Genomic DNA, 11,925 nt, shown 5'->3' on the forward strand with positions numbered 1-11,925 from the left:
ATTTTAGGGTATCATTTTTTAAAAAAGCTTTGATTTTTCTTGCAGAAGAAGAAACAGTTTATATATTTGCAAGCGCTAATGCGAGAGTAGCTCAGTTGGTAGAGCGTCAGCCTTCCAAGCTGAATGTCGCCAGTTCGAACCTGGTCTCTCGCTCTAAAAGCTTCATAGAAATATGGAGCTTTTTTTATGCGGATTAGTTTTGATTATGTTGAGGTCTTGGTGTTGACTCATAGGCTTGCGTGAGGGATAGTAACGAATAGCCCACAGTGAGGTACGATCGAGAACTTGTAGTGGATAGCCCGACCCCGTTTTTTTGGGACACGCCCAAATTGTTTTTATTTTAATTGATTTAATTCTGTGCCAGAATCAACTTCATAAGGCGCTTTATTGTATTCAAAAACTCTAGCGGTTAATTCACCTTTTAATATTATGGAATCATGATTTACATGTAGCCAACTGCCTTCTCTTAAACCTATAACGGGTTGTGTATTATAGGAATGGAATTCTTTAATTCTGGTTTCTCTAGTTTCTCCCATGTGTTTACTATTCGAACTTGGGTCTAAATAATGCGGATTTATATTAAAAGGAACTAATCCTATGGCATTAAAACTTGGTGGATAAACAATGGGCATATCATTAGTAGTTTTAATAGTTAGACCACAAATGTTACTGCCAGCACTGGTTCCTAAATAAGGAGTGCCATTTTGTACAGTTTGTTTTAAAGTATCAATGACGTTGTTTTTATATAATTGATTTAATAAAACAAAGGTATTACCGCCGCCAATAAATATACCCTCTGCGTTTTTAATGGCTTCATTAGGGTTTTCAAATTCATGAATGCCTTTTACTTTTTTGTTAATTTTATTAAAAGCGTTATTTGCAATTTCAGTATAATCATTATGCGATAGGCCACCAGGTCTTGCATATGGGATAAAAAGAATGGTATTAGCATTTTTAAAAAACACCTTTAAATCATCTAAAATATATTCTAAATATCCACTACCGTGAATTGTTGAAGTGCTAGCAATAATAATATTTCGCATAAAAAAATAGTTTTATTTGTAAAGCTAATCAAAAAATGTATTTAGCAAAGAATTCGTAAATTTTACTTTACAATTTGAAATTAAAGTGGTATTTTCATAAGAAATAACTCATGAAAAAATGTATTCTCCTTTTAGCTCTTTTAATCTCTCTAAATGCTGTTTCTCAAAACATCAATAGGATTGAAGTGTCTGGAAAAATTATAGTTGAAGGCAATGATGTTTTGGGTATTACCATATTTAATACGTCTTCAAATACCGGAACAATTACTGACGAAAACGGAGAGTTTAAATTAAAAGTATCTTTAAAAGATAACATTGAAGTTAGTGCACTTCAATATCAAAATATAAGTTTTGAAGTTAATGCAGCCATCATCAAGTCTAAGAAAATGAAGCTTTTTTTAATTGAAGAGATTAATAGGCTCGATGAAATTATAGTATTTACAAAAGGACTGTCGGGAAATTTAAATACAGATTTAGAAGCTACGACACCTTTTAAGCCTCAGTTAGATGCTCTTTATTTTGGAGTTAAGCGCAGCAAGGAGTACGATTTTGAAAAAGATTATAAGTCAGAAGTAAAAAATATTACTGTTGATAGGCAACACCAAACTATGGTAAATGGCCTTAACATTGTTAATGTAGTTGATCAGTTATTACTTCCTTTATTCAGATCAAGAGTAAAAGACAAGAGGAAAGCAGGTGTGCCTGATGTTCCAATTGAATCTATTAAATATTATTTTGGTTCAGAATTTCTAGTTGATAATTTTAATATTCCTGAACATCGAGTTCAAGAATTTATTGGATTTGTTCAAAGTGGCAATTTTGATTTTTCACTACTGAATTATGGAAAAGAAATGGAATTTCTTGAACTTCTGAATGCAAAAAGTGTTGAGTTCTTGAAAACAAAATAATAAAAGCACGTGTTCTTCAGGGCTTTTAACAAAACCTTAAAGGCTATTTATATTTTCTTTAAGATTTGAAATACGTTATTAATACTCTAATTTAACCAATTTGGGTCGCACATTATTTATAGTAGTATTTTTCTTATCGTTTTCTGTATATAGTCAGCCTGCTGAAATATTTGGAAGAGTAGAGAGTAAAACGAATATCGAAAATATTCACGTTATAAATATAACCGCGCAAGTTTATACTATAACTGATAAAAAAGGGCTTTTTACCATTACTGCAAAATTAAATGATACTTTAAAATTTTCATCTGTTCAACATAAATTAAAGGAAGTCATCATTTCAAATGAAATTATTTTAACCAAAGCTATTTTTGTAAAATTGACTGAACAAGTTAATGAGCTAGATGAAGTGTTTGTTGGTAAAGTATTAACGGGAGATTTACTGTCTGATATTAAAAATACAGAGGGAGAACCACCAATTAATTTCTATGATGTTGGTATTCCTGGTTATACAGGGAAACCAGCTACACAAAGTGAACGACGTTTAAGTGAAGCAGGTGAGTTTAAACCCAAAATGTTATTGGGTCTTTTAGGCGGCGGCCTCCCGTTAAATCCTATTTTAAATGGACTTAGTGGCAGAACTAAAAGGCTAAAGAATAGAGTTGAAATTGAAGAAAAAGAAATGCTTTTACAATCTATTAAATCAAAACTTTCTAAAGACTTTTTTGTTTATAACCCCTTAAAAGAAGAATTAAAAATGGACTTCTTTTATTTCTGTTCAGATGATGAAAATTTTGTAAAACATTCCAAAAATCAAAGTGACTTTAAAATTTTGATTTTTTTAAGAATGAAATACAAAAAGTATTTAGACAATATTAATTCAATTAAAAAATAATAAGGTTTGGAATGCTTTTTGAATATCAAAGAAGTAATTTAGTCACTCTTAAATCATAACAATGAAGGTTTTTAAATTTTTGATAATTATTTTTATTATACCTCTGTTTGCATTTACATCAATGCATAAGTATTATATAAGTGTTACTCAAATTAATTATGTAAAGGAAAAGGAATCGGTTCAAATTACTTCTAGACTATTTATTGATGATTTTGAAAACGCTTTAAAAACAAATTATGATGAAAATATTATTCTTGCTGAAAAGGATGAGGCTAAAATAATTGATACTTACATGCAAAGATACTTGCAAGATAAAATCAAGTTAAGGATTAATAATAAAGCCGTTACATTCAATTTTATTGGGAAAGAATATGAAGGTGATATAGTGAGGTGTTACCTAGAAGTTGAACATGTAAAAAGTATAGAATCTTTCTTGATTACTAACAGCGTTTTGTTCGATTTACAGAAGGATCAACAAAATATAGTGAAAACGAATATAAATTCTAAAAATAAAAGTGTCATCTTAACTTACGATAATCCTAATGCTTTGTTAAAATTTAATTAAAATGAAGCAAGTTGGATACGTAATTGAGTACTTTCGGTCACATTTTGTAACAATCTTCTAACGAAAATTGTAAAAAACACTTTTTTTTATAAAACAATATAAAACAACTATGAGAAAACACACTTATCTATTCTTATCACTAGTATTTCTTTTTTCTTGCGCTTTTGCTCAAGATAAAGCTACTGAAAAGCCACAAGGTCATACTGATCAGAACAAGTTTAGACAAATGAAAGACGTTTTGGCGACACCAAACGAAACTAGAACGGCTTCAGGTGCTCCCGGGCATGCCTACACACAACAGCAGGTAGATTATGTAATGAACCTTCGTTTAGATGAAAATAAGAGTCAAATTTTTGGTGATGAGAAAATAACGTATCATAATAATTCAAAAGATTATTTGGAATACTTATGGATTCAATTAGACCAAAATATGCGTGCAAAAGATTCTAAATCGCCAGATATTAATTCTGAAAGTTTTAATGCCGCTTTTAATAGTGCTGGTTCATTTGCAAAGGCGAATTTGAAAGAAAAATTTGATGGTGGTTTCAATATAGAATATGTTAAAAATGAAGATGGTTCAGATTTATCTTTTATGATAAATCGTACCATGATGCGAGTAAATTTGGCCAAACCATTAGCGCCAGGTGAAACATTTAAATTTCAAATAAAATGGTGGTACAATGTTAATAATCACATCCTAGATGGAGGAAGATCTGGATATGAGGCTTTCCCTGATGGAAACAATACCTATGTAATAGCTCAGTTTTACCCAAGACTTTGTGTTTATGATAATGTTGAAGGATGGCAAAATATGCAATTCTGGGGAAGAAGTGAATTTGCCTTAGAATTTGGTGATTTTGATGTAAAGATTACGGTTCCTGCTGATCATTTATTGGAAGCAACAGGAGTTTTGCAAAACAGAAAAGAATGTTTTACTAAAGAACAAATGAAGCGTTACGAAAAAGCAACAAAATCATTTAAAGACCCTGTTTTTATAGTATCGCAAGAAGAAGCTGAAAAAGCTGAAACAACAAAAAGCACAAAACAAAAAACCTGGCATTTTAAAGCTAAAAACGTGAGAGATTATGCATTTGCTACTTCAAGAAAGTTTATATATGACGCTATGGCGGTTGATATTAACGGAAGATCAGTAATGGCCATTTCATTATATTCGAAAGAAGGTAATCCTTTATGGGAAGAGCACTCAACAAGAGTTGTTGCAAATACACTTGAAGAATACTCAAAATTAACTTTTGATTATCCATACAGCAAAGCCATTTCTGTACATGCACAAATGGGAATGGAATATCCTATGATATGTTTCAACTATGGTCGTCCTAATCCAGATGGAACTTATTCAGAAAGATTAAAAAGAGGTATGATTGGGGTAATTACTCATGAGGTTGGGCATAACTTTTTCCCAATGATTATAAATAGCGATGAACGTCAATGGACATGGATGGATGAAGGATTAAACTCTTTTGTTGAAATTATAGCGGAGTTGGACTATGATCCTAATTTTATTACAGGAAACCTTCCAAAAGATATTGTTCCTTATATGGGTGGTGATCAAAATTTTATTTCACCAATCATGTCTCAAGGTGATTATGTTCACAAATTTGGACCTAATGCATATACAAAACCAGCAGCCGCATTATATATGCTAAGAGAAACCATTATGGGGCGAGAGCTGTTTGATTATGCATTTAGAACATACTCACAACGTTGGATGTTTAAACATCCAACACCTGCTGATTTTTTCAGAACAATGGAAGATGCTTCAGCAATGGACTTAGATTGGTTCTGGAGGGGATGGTTTTACACAACAGATTATACGGATATTGGTGTTAAAGGTGTTAAACAATACTATTTAACAGATCAGCCTACAGAAGCAGCAAAAAAAACTGCAAAAAGGTATAATATGGATTTAGCTACATACAAGGATAAATTGGTGTACTACGCAGAAATTGAGGAAGGTAAAAAGCCAGAAAATGCAAAGAGTGTTTCAGATTTTAAATTTTTAACTGATTATATCGAGGAACTTCCTGAAGAAGAAAAAGCACGATTAAAAGATGCGCCTAAATATTTCTACGAAGTTACTTTTGAAAAACCAGGTGGATTAGTCATGCCTATAATACTGGAAATAGCTTATGAAGATGGTACTAAAGAAAGAAAAACATTCCCAGCTCAAATATGGAGATATAATGAAAAGGAAGTCAAAAAGGTGTTTAGAACAGATAAGGCTATAACAGGTTTTACTATCGATCCAGAGTTTGAAACTGCCGATGTTGATACTTCAAATAATGCATGGCCTAAGAAAGTTGAGGTCAACAGTTTTGATAAATTTAAACAAAAGGTAAAAGGGTAATAAAAACCAAATATTTCATAAAGAGCCGATTGTATAATCGGCTTTTTTATTTCAATAATTTTAATTGGTAAATGGAATAATAAAAACAACTCACTATATTTGTATTGTGATACAACAAACAATATTCTTATTTATAAGCGGTGGAGAAATTGCATTTATACTATTTATTGCCATCATGGTCTTTGGTGCAGATAAACTACCAGAAATTGCAAGAGGTTTAGGTAAAGGCATGCGTACACTTAAAGACGCCACTAATGATATCAAACACGAAATCACAAAAACTGCCGAAAAAAACGGATTAGACACAAGCATTACTAAAGATGTAAAAAAGGAACTCAATAAAGTAAAAGATGAAATCGAGGAATTTAAGGGTTCAGTAAAACGGAAATTTTAGTTGTTTGTATATTAAACAGGTTGTATTTTTTCAATTCATTAGATTTTCCTGCTAATTGTTAAGCCATCACGAATAGGTAAAACAACTGTTTCAATACGTTTATCTTTCTTTAAAAGTGCATTATATTCAATCAGGGCAGGCGTAGAAGTGTCATATTTTTTAAACGTAGTTTCTAAAACTTTACCACTCCATAAAACATTATCAGATATAATAATACCACCAGTATTTAATTTATCAATAATGACGTTAAAATAATTGGAATAATTTTCTTTATCGGCATCAATAAAAACTAAATCAAAAGTAGTATCAAGTTTTGGGATGATTTCCAAAGCATTACCTAAATATTGATGAATTTGTTTTCCATAACCAGATTTGTCAAAGTATTTACGCTGAAAATCAACTAATTCTTCATTAACATCAATAGTATGTAATACTCCATTACTTTGCATGCCTTCTGCTAAGCACAATGCAGAATAACCAGTATATGTGCCAATTTCTAATATGTTTTTTGGATTAACTAGCTTAGAAAACATACTTAAAATTCTACCTTGATATTGGCCACTAAGCATACGTGGTTGCAAAATTTTTTGATAGGTTTCTCTATTTAATTCTTGCAGTAATTCAGGCTCATTTTCAGAGTGAGACACCACATAATCATCTAAATTTTCTGGTATAAAATGCATTGTCAATATAATGATTGATTATCGTTCGTCTGTTTAATTCCCGTGGAGACCTAGTAAGTTTAAATCTTTGTTAATTTAAAATTCTATTAATCAACTTTTTTTTTGCCGTTTCATCTTCCCCACATAACCACTGAATTACATTATGCTCCCAAATATCATCATATTCCTTTTTATTAATGATTTCCCTTTCCATAGCAAGGTCTAAAATTTTCCCAGGATAAGATGATTGTTTGTCACTTTCCATCTCACCTAGAGGGTAAGGGTCATCTAGACCCATAATAACCTGTTTAGAGCCATGATTTCGTATTAATAACTCCAATCCTCCTGTATCATGAACTAAGGTATCAAAAAAGATGTTTTTATGTCCTACGGCTTCTCTAGGGTGATGTTTACCTTCAAACAAATCAGGTCTACCATCAAAACCTTGAATGCGTCGTCCTAAGTTAATTTGTGCTAACTGTCCACCGTGAGCAAAACAGGTTCGCATATTTGGAAATTTATCTTGGTAACCATTCAATGTTAAAAAATGATAAGCATCTCCGCATTGGGCTAACATCCAAATTAAATGAAAACGCCATGAGATGTTTTCTAATTTTATAAATTTTTCACCATCATACGGGTGAATTTCTACAGCTAAATTGTATTTATTAGCCAACTCAAAAATAGGCTCATTCTCTTCATCAAAAATACAACGCCATGTTCCTATGGTATCCATGTAATGGGTGGGTAAGCACAATAATTGCATACCATGATTTTCAACACAACGTTCTATTTCCCAACAGGCGCTTCTTATAAACGCAGGGTGCACTACAAAACCGCAAGTAAATTTACTAGGGTGAGCATGCTGAACCTTAGCGTTAAAATCATTTTGAAAACGCAGTGCTTTCTTCATTTCGTCAACACGCAAACCATTCCCATATAATTGCGATAAATTTAAAACCACAGCATGATCTAGTTTGTTGCGTTCCATCCATTCTAGTTTTTCATCTAAAAAAAAGCTAGAGTCCGTAACTGGACGTTTCCAATCTTTTTGAAGCATGAATTTTCGGTCTTTATCAACCCAAAAAATACCTTTTTCTTGCATGAATTCTGGGATGTCTTCAGGATAAGGAAGTAAGTGAGAATGACCGTTAATTCTAAGTTTACGTTTCATGTTGAAGTCCTGAGAGGTCAGGAATCTTTAAGTTATATTTAATCTATTTGTACTTTTTTTGGTGGTTGCATAACTTCCCCACAATTAGGGCAGCTCCGTTTGTCTTTATCGTTATAATATTTATCAAATATTTTTGGCATATCTGTTTCAATATTATCTAAAGTAAAATCTTCTTCATAAAGTTTAGTTACACAATTTTCACAAAACCAAAGTAGTGCATCGCGAGTGCCTTCAGGTCTTTTATATTCTATAACTAACCCAACAGTATTGGCGCCTCTTTGGGGGGAATGTGGCACTTTAGGAGGTAATAAATAAATATCACCTTCTCTAATATGCACATCTTTTGGCGTGCCTTTATCAATTATTTTTAAAATAATATCCCCTTCAACCTGATAGAAAAATTCAGGCGTTTCATTGTAATGATAATCCTTTCTACTATTCGGTCCACCAACAACCATCACAATAAAGTCACCATCTTTCCAAACCACTTTATTCCCTACAGGCGGTTTTAAAAGATGTCTATTTTCTTCAATCCAAGCTTTAAAGTTTATTGGAGATGTTAAATTGCTCATAGTTTAATGGTTTTGGCGTTACCACGAGGGTCAGGCTATCCGCTATATCTTTTTTGTGCTCTACTTTTTTCAGTATCTAATCAAGAACGCTGAATTATAATAAATTAACATTCAAAGTGGTACTTTAGAGTTCACAAAAAAGGATGTCGCTTCTATCCTTAACGCAAATTAGTTACTAATATACAAACAGCTTAAATTTTATTAAAGTTATCGAAGTTAAATTATTATAAAGATTTGGTGCGACCACCATCTACCGGAACATTAATACCGTTAACATACCCTGCAGCTTCACTCGCTAAAAATGTAATAACATTGGCCGTTTCTTCTGGTTGTGCAAAACGTTTTGCAGGCGCATAATTTTTCATAATTTCCCTCATTTCTTCTATAGACCTATCCTCGATGTTCGCCTTAATTTTAATAATTTCAGTTAAACGTTCAGTATCTGTAAATCCGGGAAGCACATTATTAACTGTTATCCCAAATTCCGCAACTTCTATAGATAGCGTTTTACTCCAATTGCCAACAGCGCCTCTTATAGTATTACTAACGCCTAATCCAGGGATGGGTTCTTTTACTGAAGTTGAAATAACGTTAATAATTCTGCCAAAACCAGATTCTTTCATAAACGGAATTGTAGCTTGTGCTATTAGGTGATTACATTTTAAATGCATAGTAAAAGCATTTTCAAAAGCTTCTAAGCTCGCTGTTAATATCCCTCCACTTCTTGGTCCTCCAGTGTTGTTTACCACAATATGAAATCCATGTTCTTTTTCAATAAATTTAATCAATTGCTCTTGTAAGTCTCGTGGTTTAGAAAAATCAGCGACAATATAACTATGATTTCTGTGTTCAGGTAATTCGGATAAAACTTCTTTAAGTTTCTCTCTATTTCTGGCAACAAGGGTTACGTTTACACCCTCGGCAGCCAATGCTATGGCGGTTGCTCTTCCTATACCTTGTGTACTGCCACAAACTAAGGCGTTTTTATTATTTAATTTTAAATCCATATTATTCGTATATTATTTTAGCACGAGGGCTTAATTTTTCCATCAACTTCTCAGGACTTTTAATAGCTGCAAAACCAAACCTTTTGTAAAGTTGTTGAGCATCTTTAGTCGCCAACATCCATTTATCAATATTTTTTAACTCTGGGAAATTTAGTATGTTATTAATTAATAATTTTGAGTATCCTTTGCCTTGGTAACCTTCAATAACAAAAACATCTAAAAGATAAGCGAAAAAAATTTTATCTGTCATCACTCTAGCGTAAGCAATTTGACTTCCGTTATGAAACAAACCAAAATTAATAGTGTTATTTGATGCTGTTTTCTGTTCTTCAAAAGTTCTAGTATTTCCCCAATAAGAGTTTTTAACAAACGAATAAATCAGTTTTAAATCCATATCGTTAAAATCTGATGAAAAGAATATGTCTTTTTTTACTTCTATCATTATTCGTTTTGTATTAAAGATATGCTAAATCAAGTTCAGCATTACAGTAAACGGTCAATATTTTATACATACATTTTTAGCTTCAGTAAAAAAGCGTAACGCTTCAAAACCACCTTCACGTCCAACTCCTGATGCTTTTACACCACCAAAAGGCGTTCGTAAATCGCGTAACATCCAAGTATTTACCCAAACAATACCTGCTTGTAATTGATTACTCAACCGCATAGTCCGCTTAAGGTTGTTAGTCCATAATGTTGCTGCTAAACCATATTTAACTTTGTTTGACATTTGTAAAACGTCAGCTTCAGTTTCAAAAGGCATTATGGTTACTACGGGGCCAAATATTTCTTCTTGATTTACTCGGCATTCATCTGTTTCAACTTCAATAATTGTAGGCTCTAAATAGTAACCATTTTCAAAGCCTAATAAGGTTACACGATTTCCGCCACAAAGAATTTCCCCACCTTCATCTTTAGCTATATCAATATAACTTAAAACCTTTTCTAAATGTGATTTGGAAACTAAAGCACCAATATCTGTTGTGGACTCCGATGGATGACCAACTTTAAGTTGTTTTACTTTCTTAACAAAGTCAACTTTAAACTTTTCAAAAATAGATGCTTCAACAAAAATGCGACTACCACATAAACAAATCTGTCCTTGATTTGCAAACGATGATCGCACAGTAGTTTCTAACATATCATCATAATCACAATCTGCAAAAATGATGTTTGGGTTTTTCCCGCCTAATTCTAGAGATAGTTTTTTAAACATGGGCGCAGCCACTCTGGCTATATGTGCCCCTGTTGATGTGCCTCCTGTAAACGAGATTGCTTTAATTTCAGGATGCTCAACTATGGCTTGTCCAGTAGTTGTGCCTAATCCATGAACAATATTTAAAACTCCTTTAGGTAAACCTGCTTCGTTACAAATTTCTCCAAGTAAATGGGCCGTCATAGGTGTAACTTCACTCGGTTTGGCAACCACACAATTACCAGCTGCAATAGCCGGAGCAATTTTCCAAGTAAATAAATAGAGAGGGAGATTCCAAGGTGAAATACAGCCTACAACTCCAACAGGTTGTCGTAAGGTATAATTTATGGCATTTTGACCAACGCTTTCATGACTTTCACTAGCAAATTGGGTGATGGCATTTCCAAAGAAGCGAAAATTGCTTGCTGCTCTAGGTATATCTATAGCTTTTGCTAGATTAACGGGCTTGCCGTTGTCTTTACTTTCAGCTTCAGCTAAGCGCAGTAAGTTGACTTCTAATAATTCTGAAATTTTAATTAAGATTCTACTTCGTACTTCTAAAGTGGTTTGTGACCAATTATGAAAAGCATCTTTTGCAGCTTGATATGCGTGTTCTACATCTGCTTTTGAAGAGTTTGGGATTTGCCCGTAAACTTCTCCAATTGCTGGGCAATAATTGTCTACCCAATCATTACTTATTGGGTTTTCAAATTTTCCATTGATGAAGTTTTGGATATTCATTTATAACTTTTTATAAGCCATTACCTTAATCTCAACCACCAAATCTGGGTGCGGTAATTGATGCACGGCTACGGTGGTTCGTGTTGGTCCTGTTTCCTTATCAAAAAACTCTGCATATGCTCTATTGTAACCTGCAAAATCATTCATATTTACTAAAAACGATGTCACATCTACGACATCTTCTAGAGTAGCGCCTTCATTAGCTAAGTTTTTTTTAATATTCAATATAACCTCACGAGTTTGAACTTCAATGTTCAAATACTTAGTACCCATGTTGTCAATAATATCAACACCAGCAATAGTATTGTCTGCTCTTCGAGAGCTGGTGCCAGATATAAATATAAAATCGCCAACACGTTTGGAATGTGGGTAGGCTCCTCTTGGTGTTACTTTGTTACTCATAA

General features: G+C 32.8%; 13 protein-coding genes and 1 tRNA gene. 6 read left to right on the forward strand and 8 right to left on the reverse strand.

The genetic code is table 11. The features are described from left to right. The first annotated feature begins 80 nt into the window (after positions 1-80). Positions 81-153: transfer RNA gene (locus QZ260_RS09460), tRNA-Gly, on the forward strand. A 182-nt stretch (positions 154-335) separates the two neighbouring features. Here QZ260_RS09460 and pepE read toward each other — a convergent pair. Continuing rightward, complete coding sequence (gene pepE, locus QZ260_RS09465; RefSeq protein ID WP_295985457.1) at positions 336-1,043, reverse strand: dipeptidase PepE; 708 nt, start codon at positions 1,041-1,043, stop codon at positions 336-338. 110 nt (positions 1,044-1,153) lie between these two features. On the opposite strand from pepE, the gene QZ260_RS09470 reads away from it, so the two are divergent. From QZ260_RS09470 to QZ260_RS09490, 5 genes are all read left to right on the forward strand, one after another. Continuing rightward, positions 1,154-1,951, forward strand: a complete 798-nt coding sequence (locus QZ260_RS09470; RefSeq protein ID WP_295985459.1) for a carboxypeptidase-like regulatory domain-containing protein — start codon at positions 1,154-1,156, stop codon at positions 1,949-1,951. 100 nt (positions 1,952-2,051) lie between these two features. After that, positions 2,052-2,843, forward strand: a complete 792-nt coding sequence (locus tag QZ260_RS09475) for a hypothetical protein (RefSeq protein ID WP_295985460.1) — start codon at positions 2,052-2,054, stop codon at positions 2,841-2,843. 61 nt (positions 2,844-2,904) lie between these two features. Further along, entirely contained in the window at positions 2,905-3,408 is a 504-nt protein-coding gene (locus QZ260_RS09480; protein WP_295985461.1) for a DUF6702 family protein, read from the forward strand. 109 nt (positions 3,409-3,517) lie between these two features. Further along, the gene (locus QZ260_RS09485; protein WP_295985464.1) at positions 3,518-5,776 is read left to right on the forward strand and encodes a M1 family metallopeptidase; all 2,259 of its coding nucleotides are present in this window, start codon (positions 3,518-3,520) and stop codon (positions 5,774-5,776) included. Positions 5,777-5,882: 106 nt separating this feature from the next. After that, on the forward strand, positions 5,883-6,170 hold the full coding sequence (locus tag QZ260_RS09490; RefSeq protein WP_295985466.1) for a twin-arginine translocase TatA/TatE family subunit: 288 nt from the start codon (positions 5,883-5,885) through the stop codon (positions 6,168-6,170). Between the two features lie 38 nt (positions 6,171-6,208). On the opposite strand, the gene QZ260_RS09495 is transcribed toward QZ260_RS09490, so the two are convergent. The 7 genes from QZ260_RS09495 to QZ260_RS09525 form a co-directional block, all read right to left on the reverse strand. Then, complete coding sequence (locus QZ260_RS09495; RefSeq protein ID WP_295985468.1) at positions 6,209-6,853, reverse strand: O-methyltransferase; 645 nt, start codon at positions 6,851-6,853, stop codon at positions 6,209-6,211. Positions 6,854-6,923: 70 nt separating this feature from the next. Further along, positions 6,924-8,006: an amidohydrolase family protein gene (locus QZ260_RS09500; protein WP_295985471.1), complete on the reverse strand. Its 1,083-nt coding sequence runs from the start codon at positions 8,004-8,006 to the stop codon at positions 6,924-6,926. 38 nt (positions 8,007-8,044) lie between these two features. Beyond that, positions 8,045-8,578 carry a 3-hydroxyanthranilate 3,4-dioxygenase gene (locus QZ260_RS09505; protein ID WP_271757538.1) on the reverse strand — a complete coding sequence of 178 codons (534 nt, stop codon included), beginning with the start codon at positions 8,576-8,578 and terminating at the stop codon, positions 8,045-8,047. 224 nt (positions 8,579-8,802) lie between these two features. Continuing rightward, positions 8,803-9,585 (reverse strand): SDR family oxidoreductase, encoded by a 783-nt coding sequence (locus QZ260_RS09510; protein WP_295985477.1) that lies wholly within the window; start codon positions 9,583-9,585, stop codon positions 8,803-8,805. A 1-nt stretch (position 9,586) separates the two neighbouring features. After that, the gene (locus tag QZ260_RS09515; RefSeq protein WP_295985480.1) at positions 9,587-10,027 is read right to left on the reverse strand and encodes a GNAT family N-acetyltransferase; all 441 of its coding nucleotides are present in this window, start codon (positions 10,025-10,027) and stop codon (positions 9,587-9,589) included. 54 nt (positions 10,028-10,081) lie between these two features. Continuing rightward, entirely contained in the window at positions 10,082-11,521 is a 1,440-nt protein-coding gene (locus QZ260_RS09520) for an aldehyde dehydrogenase (protein ID WP_295985483.1), read from the reverse strand. Continuing rightward, positions 11,522-11,923 carry a RidA family protein gene (locus QZ260_RS09525; protein WP_295985486.1) on the reverse strand — a complete coding sequence of 134 codons (402 nt, stop codon included), beginning with the start codon at positions 11,921-11,923 and terminating at the stop codon, positions 11,522-11,524. Between the last annotated feature and the right edge of the window lie 2 nt (positions 11,924-11,925).

This window comes from uncultured Algibacter sp. (assembly GCF_905480415.1).
Classification (GTDB): domain Bacteria; phylum Bacteroidota; class Bacteroidia; order Flavobacteriales; family Flavobacteriaceae; genus Algibacter_B.